At 55.4% G+C, this 18,786-nt stretch carries 16 protein-coding genes; 7 read left to right on the top strand and 9 right to left on the bottom strand.

Annotated features, from left to right (window positions below):
- Positions 1-2: 2 nt before the first annotated feature.
- The 3 genes from ACNQ6O_RS01075 to cysZ form a co-directional block, all read right to left on the bottom strand.
- Entirely contained in the window at positions 3-2,450 is a 2,448-nt protein-coding gene (locus tag ACNQ6O_RS01075) for an acyl-CoA dehydrogenase (protein ID WP_418051406.1), read from the bottom strand.
- A gap of 138 nt (positions 2,451-2,588) precedes the next feature.
- Positions 2,589-5,453 carry an RNA polymerase-associated protein RapA gene (gene rapA, locus ACNQ6O_RS01070; RefSeq protein ID WP_418051405.1) on the bottom strand — a complete coding sequence of 955 codons (2,865 nt, stop codon included), beginning with the start codon at positions 5,451-5,453 and terminating at the stop codon, positions 2,589-2,591.
- Between the two features lie 17 nt (positions 5,454-5,470).
- Positions 5,471-6,220 carry a sulfate transporter CysZ gene (cysZ, locus tag ACNQ6O_RS01065; RefSeq protein ID WP_418051404.1) on the bottom strand — a complete coding sequence of 250 codons (750 nt, stop codon included), beginning with the start codon at positions 6,218-6,220 and terminating at the stop codon, positions 5,471-5,473.
- A gap of 95 nt (positions 6,221-6,315) precedes the next feature.
- On the opposite strand from cysZ, the gene ACNQ6O_RS01060 reads away from it, so the two are divergent.
- Positions 6,316-6,696, top strand: a complete 381-nt coding sequence (locus ACNQ6O_RS01060; RefSeq protein ID WP_418051403.1) for a VanZ family protein — start codon at positions 6,316-6,318, stop codon at positions 6,694-6,696.
- Positions 6,697-7,179: 483 nt separating this feature from the next.
- Here the strand turns inward: ACNQ6O_RS01060 and ACNQ6O_RS01055 are convergent, their stop codons facing one another.
- On the bottom strand, positions 7,180-7,842 hold the full coding sequence (locus ACNQ6O_RS01055) for a class I SAM-dependent methyltransferase (RefSeq protein ID WP_418051402.1): 663 nt from the start codon (positions 7,840-7,842) through the stop codon (positions 7,180-7,182).
- 113 nt (positions 7,843-7,955) lie between these two features.
- On the opposite strand from ACNQ6O_RS01055, the gene mnmH reads away from it, so the two are divergent.
- The 5 genes from mnmH (at position 7,956) to ACNQ6O_RS01030 (ending at position 12,542) form a co-directional block, all read left to right on the top strand.
- The gene (gene mnmH / locus ACNQ6O_RS01050) at positions 7,956-9,065 is read left to right on the top strand and encodes a tRNA 2-selenouridine(34) synthase MnmH (protein WP_418051401.1); all 1,110 of its coding nucleotides are present in this window, start codon (positions 7,956-7,958) and stop codon (positions 9,063-9,065) included.
- A 128-nt stretch (positions 9,066-9,193) separates the two neighbouring features.
- On the top strand, positions 9,194-10,027 hold the full coding sequence (locus tag ACNQ6O_RS01045) for a mechanosensitive ion channel family protein (RefSeq protein ID WP_418051400.1): 834 nt from the start codon (positions 9,194-9,196) through the stop codon (positions 10,025-10,027).
- A 165-nt stretch (positions 10,028-10,192) separates the two neighbouring features.
- Positions 10,193-10,747, top strand: a complete 555-nt coding sequence (locus ACNQ6O_RS01040) for an aminoacyl-tRNA deacylase (RefSeq protein ID WP_418051399.1) — start codon at positions 10,193-10,195, stop codon at positions 10,745-10,747.
- A 92-nt stretch (positions 10,748-10,839) separates the two neighbouring features.
- Positions 10,840-12,135: an FAD-dependent monooxygenase gene (locus tag ACNQ6O_RS01035; RefSeq protein ID WP_418051398.1), complete on the top strand. Its 1,296-nt coding sequence runs from the start codon at positions 10,840-10,842 to the stop codon at positions 12,133-12,135.
- Positions 12,136-12,176: 41 nt separating this feature from the next.
- Positions 12,177-12,542 (top strand): histidine triad nucleotide-binding protein, encoded by a 366-nt coding sequence (locus ACNQ6O_RS01030; RefSeq protein WP_418051397.1) that lies wholly within the window; start codon positions 12,177-12,179, stop codon positions 12,540-12,542.
- Positions 12,543-12,704: 162 nt separating this feature from the next.
- Here the strand turns inward: ACNQ6O_RS01030 and phoU are convergent, their stop codons facing one another.
- From phoU to ACNQ6O_RS01005, 5 genes are all read right to left on the bottom strand, one after another.
- Positions 12,705-13,427 carry a phosphate signaling complex protein PhoU gene (gene phoU, locus ACNQ6O_RS01025; RefSeq protein ID WP_418051396.1) on the bottom strand — a complete coding sequence of 241 codons (723 nt, stop codon included), beginning with the start codon at positions 13,425-13,427 and terminating at the stop codon, positions 12,705-12,707.
- Positions 13,428-13,457: 30 nt separating this feature from the next.
- Positions 13,458-14,336, bottom strand: a complete 879-nt coding sequence (gene pstB / locus ACNQ6O_RS01020; protein WP_418052251.1) for a phosphate ABC transporter ATP-binding protein PstB — start codon at positions 14,334-14,336, stop codon at positions 13,458-13,460.
- A gap of 20 nt (positions 14,337-14,356) precedes the next feature.
- On the bottom strand, positions 14,357-15,634 hold the full coding sequence (gene pstA, locus ACNQ6O_RS01015) for a phosphate ABC transporter permease PstA (RefSeq protein WP_418051395.1): 1,278 nt from the start codon (positions 15,632-15,634) through the stop codon (positions 14,357-14,359).
- Complete coding sequence (gene pstC, locus ACNQ6O_RS01010; protein WP_418051394.1) at positions 15,627-17,015, bottom strand: phosphate ABC transporter permease subunit PstC; 1,389 nt, start codon at positions 17,013-17,015, stop codon at positions 15,627-15,629. The genes pstA and pstC overlap by 8 nt, the downstream gene beginning before the upstream one ends.
- Before the next feature lie 108 nt (positions 17,016-17,123).
- Positions 17,124-18,173, bottom strand: a complete 1,050-nt coding sequence (locus ACNQ6O_RS01005; RefSeq protein ID WP_418051393.1) for a substrate-binding domain-containing protein — start codon at positions 18,171-18,173, stop codon at positions 17,124-17,126.
- A gap of 207 nt (positions 18,174-18,380) precedes the next feature.
- Between ACNQ6O_RS01005 and ACNQ6O_RS01000 the strand changes: the two genes are divergently transcribed.
- Positions 18,381-18,785 (top strand): acyl-CoA thioesterase, encoded by a 405-nt coding sequence (locus ACNQ6O_RS01000; protein WP_418051392.1) that lies wholly within the window; start codon positions 18,381-18,383, stop codon positions 18,783-18,785.
- The last annotated feature ends 1 nt before the right edge of the window (position 18,786 follow it).

The following is an 18,786-nucleotide window of genomic DNA, read 5'->3' as shown; positions in this document are numbered from 1 at the left end:
CCTTAAGCCGGATTGTGGTCGATAAGCGTGTCCTTGTTGCGGGCAAACTCATCGAACGGGAAGTCATCCACAGTCAGCATTTCAAGCACCAACTCTTCATACTCGCGCATGAAGTCGGCCTCTTCCTGAGTAAAGACCTCTGCCTTAAGGGCCGCCTCAAAACGCTCTTCCGGATGCAAGGCCGTCATTGGCAGTTCGCCTTTGGCGTAGGCCTTGGTCGCCTTCCGGTAAAGCTGTTCAGCCTTGTCGTAATCCTTCAACAGATGGTTGTACTGAGCTACCGGATTCGGAATGTCTCCCTCTCCGTCAGCGGTCCAGGCACCTGCCAACAACTTGTTACGCAGCGGCGTATCCGTGGAAATTGCGCGAGCCAGCGTACGGGTCAATTTGTCGCTCGGCTCAGCCCAGCGACGGCCAAGTGGCAAAGTAATAACCCGCAACGCGATGGCCACCGGACGGTTTGGCAAGTTCTTGAGGAACTCGTCCAGTGCGGTTTCAGTGCGATTCAACAGCATGGTCATGCTGTATTCCATCAACTCTTTCTCGCCTTCAGCCGGCTGTCCTTCATGCCAGTTCTTCAGCACCATGGAACCCAAGTACAGGTTCGCCAGCATGTCCCCCAAGCGGGCTGATAGCAGCTCACGCATCTTCAGCTCGCCACCCAAAGTAGACATAGCCGCATCGGCACACAGCCCGAACGCGGAGCTGAACCGGGCCAACGCTTGCGCGTATTTGCTGGAAGCACTGTCGAGCGGCACATCAGCTTTACCGATGCCAAAGGCCTGAGTAAAGGCTCGAGCGGCGTTGCCGAAAATCAGGCCGGCATGGCCAAAGAAGGCTTCATCAAACGCCTTCAGATCATCATTATCTTTGGCTGCCAACTCTTTCAGCACATACGGATGGCAACGAATGGCACCCTGACCAAAGATCATCAGGCTGCGGGTCATGATGTTTGCACCCTCCACCGTGATCGATACCGGCATGCCGCTGTAGCCAATGCCCACGTAGTTACGGGGCCCAAGGGTCACCGCTTTACCACCGTGAACGTCCATTGCATCGGTCAGAATGTCGCGCTGGAACTCGGTGAGGTGATATTTCAGGATAGCAGACGGCACCGCCGGCTTCTCACCCTTATCAATCATGTTCGCGGTGTGATTAACCGCGGATTGAGCAATGTATGTCTTGCCGGCAATTCGAGCCAGAGGCGCCTGAACGCCTTCCATCTCAGCAACCGGAGTGTTGAACTGACGACGAACACGGGTGAAACCACCGGCCGTACCCACTGAGTAGGCAGCGGCGCCTGCAGCACCGGAAGGCAGCGTAATACAACGGCCAACGGACAAGCACTCAACCAGCATGCGCCAGCCCTGGCCCGCCATTTCCTGACCACCAATAATGTAATCCAGCGGGATGAAGACATCCTTACCCTTGATCGGTCCGTTCATGAACGGCGAACCGATCGGGCAATGACGACGACCAATCTCCATGCCGTCGGTATCGCGAGGAATCAAAGCGCAAGTAATACCATGGTCTTCGGTTTCACCCAGCAGACCGTCAGGGTCGAACATCCGGAACGCCAGGCCAACAACTGTGGCTACCGGCGCCAGCGTGATCCAGCGCTTCTCGAAGTTAAGGCGAATACCCACGACTTCTTTGCCATCCACTTCCTGCTTACACACGATACCGGTGTCTGGCAGCGACGTGGCGTCGGAGCCGGCACGAGGTCCGGTCAAACCAAAGCAGGGAATCTCGAGACCATCTGCCAAACGCGGCAGATAGTGCTTTTTCTGTTCTTCCGTGCCGTACTTCAGCAGCAGCTCGCCTGGCCCGAGGGAGTTGGGCACCCCAACGGTAACCATCAACATTTCGTTCGCGGCCAGCTTCTGCAGCACCGCTGTCTGGGCTTTCGCAGAGAAACCGAGACCACCGTATTCTTTCGGGATGATCATGCCGAAGAACTTTTCTTTCTTCAGGAAATCCCAAAGCTCTTTAGGCAGGTCCGCCCGCTCAACGGCCAAGTCCCACGCGTTGCACATGCTAATGGCTTGCGTGCACTGGTTGTCTACAAAGGCCTGCTCTTCTTCAGTCAGCCCACTGTGGCGATTGATCAGCAAGTTGTGCCAATCCGGGCGGCCCGTAAAGAGCTCGCCGTCCCAGCCCACGGTACCGGCTTCCAAGGCGACCTTTTCGGTTTCAGAAACCTTGGGCGCCACTTTTTTGAACATGGCAAACACACGCGGGGTCAGCCAGTTGATACGGAATTGTGGCAAACCCGCCGCAGCAGTGATCGCTGCGCCAATGAACAGCACCAAGCTTAGCCAGCCCGAGCCGATAAACAGGGATAGCACGCCCACCACCAACATCACGCCGATGGCATGCTTGGCGCCGGACTCTCTGCGCATCACAAACAGCAAGCCGGCTAGTGCCGCCAGAAAAAGAATCAAAGTCATTTTAGGTTCTCTCTGTCTTCCATGGATTAAAGCCTTTGTCGTATTGACCCAAGGTCTTGGCTAATGATTCGTTTATTCAACTTACCTTAACAGGTGTCCTTGCGCTAGATAACCGAGTGCGCAAAATCACCACTTACCTCACGATGTTACGATGACCCGGATGCCTTCTAAAGCCAGGCTGGCATGCCCCACAGCCTCGCGAGCCGCCGCCAGTTGATCACGCAGGAAGTCGATTTCCTCGTCACGAATCGCCGGATTAACCTTTTGCAAAGCTTCCAAGCGCCGAATTTCGGGCTCAAAACCCGCTGCAACCTGAGCCAGCGCCTGCTCTTTTAAAGGCGAAAGGTGCGGATCAGAAAGCCGTTCCACGTGGTCTACCATAGTTTCTACTTCCGCCCGAATCTTCGGAACAATAGCCTGAGCGGTACGCCGACGAATGTTCGAGCACAATTCGTTGAGACGGTCATGAGGCAAAGCCTTCGACAAATCACGGCCATTTACGTCCACCACCAGTCGCAGCGGCGATACGGGCAAATAGCGAGTCAACTGTAACCTCTCGGGAGCCGGGCAATGCACGGCGAAGACCGCTTCCAGCAGCAGAGTTCCCGGCGGCAGGGCTTTAACTGACAGGCTTGCAAGCGCCGCCTTGCCCAAACCAGAACTGGTGACCGAGTCCATTACCCCGGTCACCATCGGATGTTCCCAGCTCATGAATGCCATATCTTCGCGCTGCAGCGCCTGCTCGCGCTCCCAAGTCACAGTCAGGCCGTCTTCTGGTAGTTCAGACACGTGGCCGGACTGGTACTGCTCGCCAGGTTTAAGCACGTCGGCATGCTCACTGTGGTCCTCGATATCGACGCCCAGAATATCAAACGCCTGAACCATGTAATCGCGAACCTGAGCCGAACTTTCTTCCTTTTCGATCTCGGCGATCAGGGCTTCCGCTTCGTCCCGGCGACAAGAGTTCAATTCGATCAGCGCATCCCGACCGTTATGCAGCAGGGTTTTCAGACGCTTGGTTTCTTCTGCGCTGGCCGACAACAAAGACTCCAGCGCCCCTTCATCACCCTCCAGGGCTTTTTGCCAATCGCTACTGACGTGTTCGTGCACCGCCACACCCACCGCACAGCTTTCTCCGAAGGCATTCAATCCCTCCTGGAACCAGCGGTACTGAACTTCCTGACTGGTGCCCTGAAGGTAAGGTATGTGAATCCGGATAGCTTCAGTTTGGCCAATGCGGTCCAAACGACCAATCCGCTGCTCCAGCAAGTCAGCATTAGCCGGCAAATCAAACAGCACAAGGTGATGAGCGAACTGGAAGTTGCGGCCTTCACTGCCGATTTCCGAACAAATCAGCGCCTGTGCTCCCTGCTCGGTATCTGCGAAGTAGGCTGCTGCCCGATCCCGCTCAACCAAACTCAGATGCTCATGGAAAGCGGCACTGCGAATACCTGCCCGCAACTGCAAATAACTTTCCAGCGCCATCGCCGTATCCGCGCGGGCACAGATAACCACCACTTTCGCCGGGCGCAAACTGGCCAGTTTTTTCTCCAGCCAGGCGACACGCGGGTCTTCCGCCAACCACTGATCTTCCGCAACCGTTTGCTCCGGCGCCAAGCCGATATCGCCGTAGCGGGCCTCCTCATAAAGAGCCGGGCAAGGCAACGGCTCAGACAAAGGCTGCCGTTCAGGGAAGCCTTTAATGGCCGCCCGAGTATTTCGGAACAACACTCGACCGGTACCGTGACGGTCCAGCAAAGCATCGATAACCGCTTGATGCGCCTCGTCCTGCTCCAGCAGTTCGCCGAGCTCGTCGCCCAACCAGTTCGCCAGAGCTGCTTTATCATCCTCGGCAATTTGATCTGGCGATGCCTGCAGGCGACGCACCACTGAGTTGATAGCTTCGTACTGTTGCTCTTCCTCGCGGAACGCTTCCAAATCATGGAAACGGGCGGGATCCAGCAAGCGCAGACGGGCAAAGTGACTCGCGATACCCACTTGCTCAGGAGTTGCTGTCAGCAGCAACAGTCCCTTACTGGCAGCGGACAACTCTTCCACCACTTCATATTCCGGGCTTGCTTGTTCCGGTGCCCACGCCAAGTGATGGGCTTCATCGACCACCATCAGGTCCCAACCCGCTGCCAGGGCGTGGTTACGGGCTTTCTTGCTGCGCACCAGGAAATCCAGACTGCACAGAACCAACTGGTCCGATTCGAACGGATTTTCGCCATCGTCGTCGTCACCAAAAATGTGGTTCACCAGCGCATCCACATCGTCTTGCTGAGCCTTAATGTCGTCGTAACGGCCTTGATCGACAATCGAGAACCTCAGGTTGAACCGGCGCAGCATTTCCACAAGCCACTGATGCATCAGCGAATCCGGCACCACAATCAACGCCCTGCGGGCACGGCCGGTATGCAACTGGTAGTGCAGAATGAGGCCTGCCTCGATGGTCTTACCCAACCCGACTTCATCCGCCAACAACACTCTTGGTGCGTGACGGCGAGCGACTTCATGGGCGATGTACAGCTGATGGGGCAAATGCTGCGTGCGGGCGCCAATCAGCCCTTGCGCCGACGATGCGCGGAGTCGGTCTTGATGTTCGAGCGTAGACACGCGCAGGCGGAAGGCACCGTTGCGATCGAACTGGCCAGCGAACAGACGCTGATGGGGCGCCGAAAAATTCACCGAACCCGCCAGTTTGACCTCAGAAACCTGAACCGTCTCTTCGCCGTCATCGGCGTGGTACATCAGAATGCCGCCCACTTCCTCCACGGCACGCACCGTATACTTGCTGCCATCGAAGGTTTCTATTTCCTCACCCAGCTGGAACACAATTCTCGACAGGGGCGCGTTATCGGTGGCGTACGTGCGTTCTTCATCGGCCGCAGGAAACCCCAGTGTGACTCGGCGACCGGAGATGTCGGTAACGATACCCAACCCCAAAGCCGTATCACTGTGGCTAACCCAACGCTGACCGATGGCAAATTCCGATGTTTCCAAGAAACCTCCGTTACAAATTACTGATGTTTAGAATCGTTTTCGCGAACCCAATAGGCCGTTGCACCGCACACGGCGGCCGGCACAACGATCAGGTTCAGAATGGGCACCATGGCCGCTAAAGCGACGGGCAAACCAAAACCAAGAGCCGACAACCGGGTGGCTGCAAGATCTCTACGCAGTTTGGGGAAACTGACTTTGTGATTGTCGGCAGGGTAATCCACGTACTGCAGAGCCATCATCCAGCTGTTGAAAAGGAACCAGAGCACCGCCGCCACCAGATTGACCACCGGAATGAGACCAATAATGAACAACCCCAGAGCTCGGGGAAGGTAATAGGCGATTTTATGGACTTCCCGCCAGAGTGCCCGGGGAATGTCTTTGATAATCGCAGCCCAACTGCCCTCGGTGCTGACCTCTTGCCCCGTAAGATGCTTTTCTGTCAGTTCGGAGAGATAGCCGTAAAAGGGTGATCCAATCAGGTTGGCGATGATCACAAACCCGTAAGCCAGCATCAGCAGGATCACCACGCCATAGAGCAGCCAGAACAGCCAGTCCAAGGCTTGCAGCCATGCCCAATCGGGCAGCCACGCCATCGCACCGGCGATCATTACCGCGAACAGTTCAGCAAGAAAATAAAACAGCAACCCGAACAACAGGACGTTGATCACAAGAGGAATGATCACGAACAGCCGCAAGCCGGGTTGGCGAATCAGCCTGAACCCCTCTCCCAGGTAGCCCAGTCCTCGAAAAAAGTTTCCCTTGAGCATTGCTGGTGATCCTCCGCTGCCATGACAATAACGGGGCGCAAAGCATATCATGTCAGGCACAATCCCACAGCCCGCAACTACACTCGGATTTCCCTATGCGTCGTTTTCGGCAAACCCTTCATTCACTCTTGCGCATGACCCGGCTCTGGCAAGTGGTGTTGTTCCTGTCCCTTGCCGCTATTTTATATTTGGCGACCACCAGCCAAAGCTACCCCATCACGTCCTCTGCAAACGACAAGATCAACCATCTGATCGCGTTTGCAGAACTGACCATCGTCACCCGACTGGCCTGGCCGCGCCTCAGCTTTTACTGGTATGCGCCCGCACTGCTGGGTTTTGGGTTCACCCTTGAAGCCATCCAGGCAACCCTGCCCTATCGGGATTTTTCTCTGGCCGATGTGCTGGCCGATGCTTTAGGCATTGCCATTGGCATGCTGCCCTGGCCGGGCATCCGGCGTGTCCGAGCAACAACGTAGGACATGAGCCTACAGTCTTGTGCGATATATCTCACAAGACCGTAGGAACTTTCGGCATCATGGTGTACGCAGCCCATCACTCACCCTCAAAATATCATTTAAGTGATTGATTTAAAACAATCTACCTATTAATCATTCAAAACAGATGCAACTTCACTTGCAAAGGTCACAGGTTTGAAACAGATCCCTTGGTATAGTGATTCTCGTCAGGGATGACAGGGAAATGGACGACGCATTGGACGCACCCCCACAAGGATTGAGGGGAGAGGCAAGGATAAAGGGAAGCCTCGCTTAAGGGATATCGAATTGGATTGCCGGCTCGGACGCCAGCACCAGGGAAAGGCAAAGGATCCAGCAACACGGCCGTTGCTCACCGCGCAAGGACGCGCTATTTGTTCCGACTGTGAACTGCGCAGGATGGCGGTTCAGTACCTGTAAAGGGTGACTCTCGAGTCACCCTTTGTTTTTTTCTAGCCCGCGCGTTTACGAACAACACCCCTCAGCAAGATAAATTCGAACCTTATTAAACTCCTCGAATTCATGCAGATCCGGCCAGGTTCTCGCCTCAACGGTGCCCTGAAGCCTATATGCCTCATTCCCAAGATCTTTAACTCTAGAATCCGCCAATAGCACCTGCTCGGCCGCACTTTGAAAAGCTGCCAACAACGGTCGGTTTTCCGGGTCATAGAGCACATCGGCAGCCGTTACCAGATCGAGATCCTTGGGTCGGTTTGCCCAATCGTCACACAACTCCACCTCAACACCGTTGAGCTTGGCATTTGCCGCGGCGGCATCCAACGCTGCTGGGTCAATGTCACAGGCAATTGAGCGTGCCGCGCCCGCTCGGGCCGATGCCACCGCCACCACGCCGGACCCGGAACCGAAATCCAGCACCGTTTTTCCTTCAACCAGTTCAGGGTGATCCAGAATCCACTGAGCAAGGACCTGGCCACTAGCCCAGCAAAATGACCAGTAAGCAGGCTCCGCAACTACCGCCTGCGCCTCATCATGGCTCAGCGGACCTGCCAGAACTGAGGGGTCAAACAAATAAAGCGGCATGCTCGGACAACCCGCGGGCGCTGACTCAGCCACGCGGCCCCGGCTTAGAGTCTTACGAAGGTGCTGATTGAGGTGTTCTGGCGTCATCATCGGTCCTGTCAGGTGCATTAACGGCCGACATTGTACCCTTAGCCATGATGCCGGGATATTGGCAGTCCGGTATACTGCCGATTCACTCAAAACCACAGTGACCTGAGGACATGGCCAGTAGACCCGATACTGATGATTACCTGAATCTGTTCCTGAACGACGTGCCGCTGATGGACGTGCGGGCACCGGTGGAATATGAAAAAGGCAGTTTCCCCGGCGCCGTCAACGCGCCTCTGATGAACGACGAAGAGCGCCATCGCATCGGCATCTGCTACAAGGAAAAGGGACAGGACAAAGCCATCGAGCTCGGCCACCAACTCGTTTCAGGCGACATCAAAGCCCAGAGAATTGAAGCCTGGAAGCGCTTTACCACCCAGCACCCGGACGGCTATCTGTTTTGCTTCCGCGGTGGCCTGCGCTCCAGACTGACGCAACAGTGGATCAAAGATTCCGGTATCGACTACCCCCTTATCAAAGGCGGTTACAAAGCGCTGCGCCGGTTTCTGATCGACAGCCTTGATGCCCTCATTGAAAAACAAGACTTTCAGGTGCTCAGCGGCCGCACAGGCACCGGCAAAACCCGGGTATTGTTAAACCTCCCTAACCCTGTGGACCTCGAAGGCCTGGCCAATCACCGAGGCTCAAGTTTTGGTCGTCAGGTCAGCCCTCAACCTTCCCAGATCGACTTCGAAAACGGTCTGGCAGTGGCGATGCTGAAAGCCCACCACCAAGTAGGTGGCGCTATCTATCTTGAAGACGAAAGCCGACTGATTGGCCGCTGCGCCATGCCCGAGCGCCTCCGGGCACGAATGAGCGAATCGGGCTTGCTGATTCTGGAACAGCCCATGGAGGAGCGCATCGCGATCATTCGTGCCGATTACGTTGAGAACATGCTGGCCGATTACATCGCTCGCGATGGCGAAGAAGCCGGATGGCTGAATTTTCGGGAGTACCTGCTCAGCGCCCTTGATCGTATTCGTAAACGCTTGGGAGGCGCGCGCCACTTGCAGTTACGCACGCTGATGGACCAAGCCCTGGATCAGCAGACAAAAGGCTCACTAGAGGGGCACAACCGTTGGATTGAAAGCCTTCTCAACGACTACTACGACCCCATGTACGACTACCAACTCAGCCAGAAACAAGGAAAGATACTGGTACGCGGCGGCCCGGAGGAAATCATCGAATACACCCAGGCGCACCATAACGTCCGGGCACACTGAGCTGAGGTAATTTGCATCCTGAGACTCGCTGCCCATAGGATACCCGCCTATACTGGAGCAGGTTAAGCCTGTTAAGACAGTGAGTTATTATGTCTCGACGATCACTTTAAAGACCAAGGAGTGTTATTATGGAAGACCTTTTCGGCGAAAGCGGCAAGGCCTCTGAATTACTGGAGCAGGGCATCGCGATGGTCATGACCTATGCTCCCAAAGTCCTGTTAGCCATTGTCACACTCGTCATTGGCCTGTGGCTGATTAATCGCTTTGTGTCAGTACTGGACAACAAACTCGGACAAAAAGATCCGACGCTGAACAAATTTCTGTGCGCCCTGATTGGCGCCATCCTCAAGATTCTCTTGCTGATCTCCGTTGCCTCCATGATCGGCATTGCCACCACCTCCTTCATAGCCATTATCGGTGCTGCTGGTTTGGCTGTTGGTTTAGCGCTGCAAGGCAGTCTTGCCAACTTTGCTGGTGGCGTACTGATCCTGATTTTCAAGCCCTTCAAGGTAGGCGATGTCATCGAGGCACAGGGCTTTATGGGATCCGTGCGCGAGATCAGCATTCTTTACACCATCGTCGATACCTTTGATAACCGTCGCATAGTGATCCCCAACGGCGATCTGTCAAATTCCAGCTTGACCAACATGAGCGTCTACGAAACACGTCGCTGCGACATGACGTTCGGCATCGGTTACGACGACGACATCGACAAAGCCAAGGCCATCTGCAAGCGCTTGATCGAAGAAGACGAACGTGCCCTGAAAGATCCGGAACCACTCATCGTCGTCGGCGGGCTGGGCGACAGCTCTGTTGACCTGAAGGTTCGTGCCTGGACCAGCTCTGCGGAGCTTTGGCCGTTCTACTGGGATATGCAAGAGCGTGTGAAGAAAGCGTTCGATGCAGAAGGTATTTCTATTCCGTTCCCACAGCGCGATGTACACATGATCAAAGCCGACTAATCGGAACCCTGTCACACAGGTAAACCCGGTTATTCGCAAACCGAAAATCCTGGGCTAAGCTGTCGGTAAGGCAGGCGGTTAACGCTCTGCCTGCTACCGGAGCCGGCCCGGGATTTTTTTCGGAAGGCTCTACAACCCTGTCCGTACTGTCAGGAGGTTGTATTTATGCCAGTACAGCAGCTTAAAGATTTCCTGGACAAATCCGGCACAGAATACATGTGCCTCACTCACCCACCCGCGTTCACTGCTCAAGAACTAGCTCATCACGTCCAGATCGCCGGTGACAAGGTGGTCAAAACTGTCATACTGGAACTCGATGGAAAAATGGCCATGTTGGTGATGCCCGCCACCTGGCGCATTCGCTGGGACAGCCTGTCCAGAATTCTCGATACGGACTTCGTGGATCTCGCCGACGAGCAAACCTTTCAGAACCGTTTCCCCGACTGTGAAGTCGGTGCTATGCCACCGTTCGGCAACCTTTTCGACATGACCGTATACTGCGCTGAATCCCTGACCGAACAGGAAGACCTGGCCTTCGCGGCCGGCAGCCATACTGAAACTGTGCACATGAAAACCCGGGACTTCCTGAACCTTGTGCAGCCATTGGTACTGACTCGCGGCTTCATGAAGCCAGGCGCCCAAAAGCCTGCGTGGTTGCGAAAGGGCCGCCAACAACCCAGCGAACCTTCACGCGAGCAGGTGCCTGGCATGACGGGCTAACCGCCACCATAAACCAACGGGTTATATTGCGCTCCATCGCTTGTCTGTTGTTTGCCATCGCGTAAACTGTGGGCATCAGACAGGAACCCGATATGACTCAAGATTTTGATATTGTGATCGTCGGCGCCGGCATGGTCGGCGCTGCTCTCGCCACCGGTCTGGGGCGTGAAGGCTTCAGTGTTGCCATGGTAGACCGCGCTCCGGCTCCGACATTCAACCCGGACACCGCGCCCGACATTCGCGTATCAGCGCTCAGCGCAGGCAGCGAAGCCTACCTTCAAAGTCTTGGAGCCTGGAATCATATCTTGGCTATGCGTACCACGCCCTATCGGCGCCTTGCCGTCTGGGACGAGGCCCCCCATCCGCTCAGCAAACTTCTGCCCCGAACCGCCAATCACGTGGAATTCAATGCCGACGGGCTGAACGCCACGCATTTAGGCCATATTGTTGAGAACTCCGTGACCCAGAAAGGTTTATGGCAGGCGGCAGAAGCCGAGCCGACTGTTTCGATACTGGCCGGTAATGGGGTTTCCAGCATTGCCCAAACAGAGACACAGGCGACCGTTACACTTGAGAACAATCAACAACTGACCGCCGCCTTGGTGATTGGTGCCGACGGTGCGCAATCCCGGGTCCGAGACATGGCCGGTATCGGCGTCACCAAAGATCAATACAGCCAGCAGGCTATGATCATTTCGGTGCGCTATCACGGTGAGGTTCAGGACATTACCTGGCAAGGCTTTTACCCTTCGGGGCCCAGAGCCTTTTTACCGCTTTACAGCGCAGGCCCCCAATACCCGGGTGAAAGCCAAGGATCCTTGGTCTGGTACGACTCTCCCGCTGAAATCGCACGCCTGAAAGGCCTAAGTAATGAAGCCCTGATGGCCGAAATCCAGAAAGGCTTTCCTCAAGAACTACCGCCATTGACCCATATCGAAGACCGGGGCAGCTTCCCCATCGCCCGCCAGCACGCCAAGCACTATTATTCGGGCCGTGTTGTGCTCACCGGCGATTCCGCCCACACCATCAACCCATTGGCTGGCCAAGGGGTGAATCTGGGCTTTCAGGATGCCGAGTGCCTGCAAGGGCTGCTGAAAGAAGCGCGCCGCAGCGGGGAGGATTTGGCCAGCGCACACTGGCTGGGCCTTTACGAACAACAGCGCCGGCCGGCCAACCGGCGCATGATGCTGGCCATGGACCTGTTCTACCACCTGTTCAGTAACACCATTCCGCCGCTGCATCTGGCCCGTAACCTCGGCCTTGGTGCGGCCCGGGCACTGCCCTTTGCTCGCAACAAGGTGGCCCGTTATGCCATGGGGCTGGACAGTCAGCCACCAGCGTTATTTCGGGAAATCACCAATCGGTTACCTATGCCAAACTGGCTTTAAGCTGAAACACGACGGATTCAAAGAACAACCAAGGAGTCATTATGTCTGAAACCATTTTCACCAAAATCATCAACCGGGAAATTCCGGCCGACATCGTTTACGAAGACGACCTGACGCTGGCCTTCAGGGACATCAACCCTCAGGCGCCCGTACACCTGCTGATCATCCCCAAGAAGCACATCGCCACCATCAACGACATCGAAGAAGATGACCGGGAAGTGGTTGGGCACTTGTACTGGGTGGCGGCAAAACTGGCCAAAGAAATGGGCTTTGCCGAAGATGGCTACCGGGTGGTTATGAACTGCGGTGAGAACTCGGGGCAGACGGTATTCCATATCCATCTACACCTACTGGCTGGCAAGCCACTGGGCTGGCCGCCGTATACCGATAAGATGAAGCAGGCCTGACTTGGGAGTAGGCAAGCGGGCCGGTGGTGCTATTCGGGACACGCTCAAGGCATCCCTGCGCGCTTAGCTTTCGCCATCCCTGGCGAAAGATAGTCCCGAATAGCACCACCGGCCCGCTTGCTTCAGGCTGCAGTTAAAGCCTGCTCCACCTAGTCCCAGAATTTAGCGCCCAACCACCCTCTCAGCATCTTCCATGGGCGAGTGTCGAACGTCCTCACCTTTGGCCATGAAAATCACGTGCTCAGCAATGTTGCAGGCGTGATCGCCAATGCGCTCCAAAGCACGCAATACCCACATCACCATCATGCAGCGAGAGATGTTACGGGCATCTTCCATCATGAAGGTCAGCAACGCACGCGCGGCGGCCTGATACTCTTCATCGACCTGTTTGTCTTCTTTCATAACACGTAATGCCTGATCGGAATCCAACCGAGCAAAGGCGTCCAACGCGTCGTGCAGCATGCTCAGTACGTGCTGGCCGATGTGGCGGATTTCCACATAACCTCGCGGCGCCTGACCTTCTTCGGACAGTGTGATGGCCATTTTGGCGATCTTTTTCGCCTCATCGCCCACACGCTCAAGATCGGCAACCATCTTGATTACCGAGATCACCAAGCGCAGGTCTCGCGCGGCTGGCTGGCGACGGGCAATCACCAGAATGGCCTCCTCATCGAGATCCATCTCCATTCGGTCAACTTTTTTATCGTTTTGGCGAACGTCTTCGGCCAGCTGACTGTCGTTATTGGTGAGTGCTTCAATCGCCTGCTCAACCTGGCTTTCAACCAGACCGCCCATGTTCAGAAACTGGGTTTTCAGTTCGGTCAGTTCGTCGTTGAATCTGGCAGAAATATGATCGCCATATACTTCATCTTTTGTGTTCGGCATGTCTTCTGTCTCCAGCTGTTCCAGACCTGATTAACCAAAGCGACCGGTAATGTAGGACTCGGTCAATTCATGGTCAGGGGCGGTGAATACTTTGTCTGTGTCGTTCACTTCCACCAGATGCCCTAGGTGGAAGTAGGCTGTGCGATCCGAAACCCGAGCCGCCTGCTGCATCGAGTGGGTTACGATCACAATGGTGTAGCTTTCCGACATTTCAGCAATCAGCTCTTCCACCTTAGCGGTGGCGATGGGGTCCAACGCAGAGCATGGCTCATCCATCAGGATCACTTCAGGGCTCACCGCAATCGCCCGGGCAATACACAAACGCTGTTGCTGGCCGCCGGACATACCGGTTGCCGTAGCATCCAGACGATCTTTCACTTCGTTCCAAAGCCCGGCTTTGCGCAAGCTATGCTCAACGATGTCGTCCAGATCGGACTTGCGGTTCGCGAGGCCGTGAATCCTTGGGCCGTAGGCCACGTTGTCGTAGATCGACTTAGGAAACGGATTCGGTTTCTGAAACACCATGCCCACCCGGGCACGCAACTCCACCACATCCCGCTTAGGGTCGTAGATATCCTGGTCGTCCAACATCAGTGAACCTTTCACCCGACAGATGTCGATGCTGTCGTTCATTCGGTTCAGGCACCGCAAAAAGGTGGATTTACCGCAGCCCGACGGCCCGATAAACGCAATGACTTCGTTACGGCCGATATCCAGGCTGATGTTTTTGATCGCTGGAGTGTCGCCGTAAAACACTTCAACATTCCGCAGCTTGAACTTCGGGTCGTCAGCAAATGGCTTGCCGACGGTGGCGCCTTCGGTAATTACTGCATTTTCCGGTTTCTCTTCAATCACTGGGCGGACCACCTTTTCGGACGTATTAGCTGCACGCATTGCTGTCGAATTCATACTGTTCATAGCGTTACTCCTTACCACCGGCGCTCAAGACGCTTACGCAGCCAGATGGCCAAAGCATTCATGGAAATCATAAAAGCCAGCAAAACCATGATGCCGGCAGACGCCAACTCCACAAAGCCCTGCTCTGCACTGCTGGCCCACTGATAAATTTGCACGGGCAAAACCGTGGCGGAACTGAAGAAGCCCTCGGGCACCTCGACGATAAACGCCACCATCCCGATCAACAGCAACGGAGCGGTTTCACCCAACGCCTGCGCCATCCCGATAATGGAGCCGGTCATCATGCCCGGCATCGCCAAGGGAACCACGTGGTGAAGCACCACCTGCATTTTCGAGGCACCGATGCCCTCCGCCGCTTCGCGAATGGACGGCGGAACGCTCTTAATCGCCGCCCGGCTGGAGATAATGATGGTGGGGAGAGTCATCAATGCCAGTACCAGACCACCCAACACGGGCACCGACCGGGGCATACCGAAAACGCCGATGAAAACCGCCAACCCCAGCAAGCCGAAGATGATGGACGGCACGGCCGCCAAGTTGTTGATGTTCACTTCGATGAAGTCGGTCAGCTTGTTTTGCGGTGCGAACTCTTCCAAATACACCGCTGCGGCAACCCCCGTCGGGAACGCAATTACCAAGGTCACCAGCATGGTCAGCAAGGAGCCTACAATGGCTCCCAAGATGCCGGCATTGGAAGGCTCCCGGGAATCCCCGCGGCTGAACAACACGTCATTGAAACTGGTTTCAACCACACCCTGCTCTACCAGAGTATCTACCCAGCGCTGCTGCTGATCAGACAGCCGGATGCTGTAGGACGGGTTGTCCGCATGTTTGACGTAAACCGAAACCGTATCGTGCACCAAAAACTCGAGGGTCTGTGTGGTACCCAGCAAGTCTGGCTGCGCTTGCAGCAAATCACGGATCTGGTTACTGGCGTAGTTGCCGGATAACCGGCTCAGCTCACGAACATCCTTTCTGGACTGCGCCTCCGGGAAAACATTTTGCAGAGCCACGATGATCGGCGCCTGAAAATCGGCCATGGAGATCTGATCTTTATCGGTCGGATCGTCCAAATACATCAGCTCACCATCCAGCACCACTTCGAGGGTCATCGTGGTCTTGATGAAGCCGGTATAGCCCTTGCCGATGATGTCAGTGAACAGCACCACCAAAGACAGCAGCGCAATAGCGATGGCGGTCATGCCATACAGCCGGAACCTGCGCTCCTTACGATACCGCTGTTTCAGCGACTGGCGAACAATCTCCGCCTGTGTACGTTGATTAGTCATACTGTTCCCTATATTTGCGAACCACTTTCAGGGCAATCATGTTGAGGGCCAGGGTCAAGATGAACAGCATCATGCCCAGGGCGAAAGCCGCGAGGGTCTTGGCGCTGTCGAACTCCTGGTCACCGGTCAGCAGCGTGACGATTTGAACCGTCACCGTGGTCACCGACTCCAATGGGTTCGCAGTCAGATTCGCCGCAAGGCCCGCGGCCATTACGACAATCATAGTTTCGCCAATGGCCCGGGACGCCGCCAGCAAAATGCCGCCCATGATGCCGGGCAAGGCCGCCGGAAAAATCACGTTTTTCATGGTTTCGGACTGGGTCGCGCCCAGTGCCAGAGAGCCATCCCGCAGGGTACGGGGCACCGCGTTGATCACGTCATCCGACAGCGAGGAAACAAACGGGATGATCATGATGCCCATCACCAAACCCGCTGCAAGAGCACTCTGGGACGACGCTTCAAGGCCAATCATTTCAGCCAGATCACGAATAAAAGGCGCCACCGTTAAGGCGGCAAAAAAACCGTAAACCACAGTCGGGACACCGGCCAGCATTTCCAGCAACGGTTTGATGATGGACCGGGCCGATTTGGAGGCGTATTCAGACAGGTAAACCGCCGACAGCAAACCGGTAGGCACCGCCACCAGCAGGGCAATCGCAGAAATCAGCAGGGTGCCGGTGAACAGGGGAATCACCCCGAAGGCGCCGTCTGACCCCACCTGATCGGCCCGAAGTGCGGTTTGCGGGCTCCAAGACGTGCCAAACAGAAATTCAGTAATGGGCACCTTGCCGAAAAACCGGACGGTTTCGAAAATCACGGAGAACACGATGCCCACCGTGGTCAGAACCGCCAGCGCCGCACACGCAAAGAAAATCCACCGAAGCGTTCGCTCTACATTCTCACGGGCGTTGATCTGGGGTTGCACCCGGCTCCAGGCAAAGGCTGCACCAAGTACCGAAATAAGCACCACCAGAACCGTTTTGAACTGACTGCTCTGAGCTTTCAGAGTGCCCAACATATCAGCAGCGCCCACCACGTCCGCCGGCACAAAATCCGGGTTCAGTTTACCCGCCGCGACGTTGTTGATCTGGGACATCAGCAAGCTGGCTTCGCCCGCTGACTGAGGCAGCAGCTCCGCCGGTAAAGAGCTCACCACCAGGCTCTGGATAACCTTTCCCTCAAACGCTGCCCAAGCGCTCAAGACAATCAAAGCTGGAATGGCACACCACAAGGCTGCACGAGCCGCGTAATAGAAGGGCAATGCCTTGAGGTTGCGGATGCCACCCAAAGGGCCGGCAACCGATCGTGACCGCATGTACGCCAGTCCATAGGCTATGACGGCAATCACCAAAATCAGGGGCAATAGATTGGCCGTTTGCATAGAAATCTCTGTGTTATGTGAATATTAAGCGCCGTCCAGACACAACAAAAGAACGCGAGCCTCTCAGGCTCGCATTCTCTCATCATCCTTGATGACTCTGAGTAATACTCAGAGTTCGTTGCCCGTCATCGGCGTCAGGTTACGGACCTTCTTGGCCACGTCCATGCGCACGTTACGAGGATTCGGGATCAGTCCTACATCAACCAGATAACCGTTGTCTCCCCACGCACCTTCACTGGTGAACGCTTCGGCGTATTCCTTGATACCCGGGATCACACTCACGTGCGCACTTTTAATGTAGAAGAACAGCGACCGGGCGACCGGATAATCTTCATCGGCAATGGTATCCGGAGTGGGCTCAACACCGTTAATGGTGGTGGCCTGAATCTGGTTAGCATTTTCCATCAGGAAGCTGTAACCGAAGATACCCAGCGTGTCTTTATCCTGAGCCAGGCGCTGAACGATCAGATTGTCGTTCTCACCCGCCTCAACAAACAAGCCGTCTTCACGCATGCTGTGGCACACGTTACGCATGTCCTTCTTACCCATCGCCTTGATGAAATCAAAGGTCTTACAGCCACCTTCCATGGCGATTTCAACAAATGCATCACGGGTGCCAGACGTCGGAGGCGGGCCCATTACGCTGATTTCTTTGTTCGGCAGGCTGGAATCAATGTCGCTCCACTTCTGGTAGGGGTTGGCTACCAGCTTGTCACCGCCTTTCGGGTCTGGCACTTCTTTGGCCAGAGCCAGGAACACCTGACGCAGGCTCAAATCCATTTGCTCCGCATCTTTGGAGTTGGCGATCACGATGCCATCGGCGCCGATTTTCACTTCGGTGATGTCTTTAACGCCGTTGTTCTGACACATCTCGAATTCGCTTTTCTTCATGCGACGAGATGCGTTCGTGATGTCCGGGTGCTGAGTACCAATACCGGCACAGAACAACTTAAGACCACCACCAGAACCGGTAGATTCCAGCTTCGGTGTTGGGAAATCGGTGTTGCGGCCAAAACGCTCGGCAACCACTGTCGCAAACGGGTAGACCGTCGACGAACCCACAATGTTCACGGTATCGCGAGCCATGGCCGGTGCAGACATGGCGGCAATGCTACCCGCCAAAGCAACAGACGTCAGAGCTGATTTCAGTTTAATCACGTAGTTATCTCCAATATGGGTGGACGCTGCTTACGTTTCTCGTTCTTCGATAAGTGCATCCTAAGGAGACTGTGTGACAACTTTGTTACAGCTTTTAAGAAATATTGCAGAAAGCTATGCCTATCATTAGTCGAATTAGCTTGCAGACCGCTGCGGCCTCGCTACCATGCATGGAAAACAATTCATAAGTCGTAACAGGCTAACCCAATGACAGCGTTTGATGATGACAACCCGAACCCCCGCGGCGAGCTTACCCTCCAGGTAGTGCCACTTCCTTCTGACACCAATGCTAACGGCGATGTCTTTGCTGGCTGGCTGGTTAAGCAGATGGATATCGCCGCCGCTACGATGGCAGGGCGCATTTCCCGTGGGCGCAGCGCCACGGTCGCCATGGATCGGATGGAGTTTTTGTCACCACTGCGCGTGGGCTCTCAGGTCAGTTGCTACTGTGAATTGGTGGATATCGGGCGCAGCTCGATGAAGATCAATGTGGAAGTATGGATGTTGGATCGCTTCGCCAAGACCCCCCGGAAAGTCACCGAAGGGCTGTTTGTTTATGTGGCCATCGACGATCAAGGCCGCATCCGGGAAGTGCCAGACCAGCCGCAATAAG

It is taken from the genome of Marinobacter sp. SBS5 (assembly GCF_048285575.1).
Classification (GTDB): Bacteria; Pseudomonadota; Gammaproteobacteria; order Pseudomonadales; family Oleiphilaceae; genus Marinobacter.
Note: the sequence above shows the minus strand (reverse complement) of the source record. Positions and strands in the feature narration are given on the sequence as shown.

Coding starts and splice junctions, on each gene's coding strand:
- ACNQ6O_RS01075 (WP_418051406.1), bottom strand. CDS start 2,450: ATGACTTTGATTCTTTTTCTGGCGGCACTAGCCGGCTTGCTGTTTGTG.
- cysZ (WP_418051404.1), bottom strand. CDS start 6,220: ATGCTCAAGGGAAACTTTTTTCGAGGACTGGGCTACCTGGGAGAGGGG.
- ACNQ6O_RS01060 (WP_418051403.1), top strand. CDS start 6,316: ATGCGTCGTTTTCGGCAAACCCTTCATTCACTCTTGCGCATGACCCGG.
- ACNQ6O_RS01055 (WP_418051402.1), bottom strand. CDS start 7,842: ATGACGCCAGAACACCTCAATCAGCACCTTCGTAAGACTCTAAGCCGG.
- mnmH (WP_418051401.1), top strand. CDS start 7,956: ATGGCCAGTAGACCCGATACTGATGATTACCTGAATCTGTTCCTGAAC.
- ACNQ6O_RS01045 (WP_418051400.1), top strand. CDS start 9,194: ATGGAAGACCTTTTCGGCGAAAGCGGCAAGGCCTCTGAATTACTGGAG.
- ACNQ6O_RS01040 (WP_418051399.1), top strand. CDS start 10,193: ATGCCAGTACAGCAGCTTAAAGATTTCCTGGACAAATCCGGCACAGAA.
- ACNQ6O_RS01035 (WP_418051398.1), top strand. CDS start 10,840: ATGACTCAAGATTTTGATATTGTGATCGTCGGCGCCGGCATGGTCGGC.
- ACNQ6O_RS01030 (WP_418051397.1), top strand. CDS start 12,177: ATGTCTGAAACCATTTTCACCAAAATCATCAACCGGGAAATTCCGGCC.
- phoU (WP_418051396.1), bottom strand. CDS start 13,427: ATGCCGAACACAAAAGATGAAGTATATGGCGATCATATTTCTGCCAGA.
- pstB (WP_418052251.1), bottom strand. CDS start 14,336: ATGAATTCGACAGCAATGCGTGCAGCTAATACGTCCGAAAAGGTGGTC.
- pstA (WP_418051395.1), bottom strand. CDS start 15,634: ATGACTAATCAACGTACACAGGCGGAGATTGTTCGCCAGTCGCTGAAA.
- pstC (WP_418051394.1), bottom strand. CDS start 17,015: ATGCAAACGGCCAATCTATTGCCCCTGATTTTGGTGATTGCCGTCATA.
- ACNQ6O_RS01000 (WP_418051392.1), top strand. CDS start 18,381: ATGACAGCGTTTGATGATGACAACCCGAACCCCCGCGGCGAGCTTACC.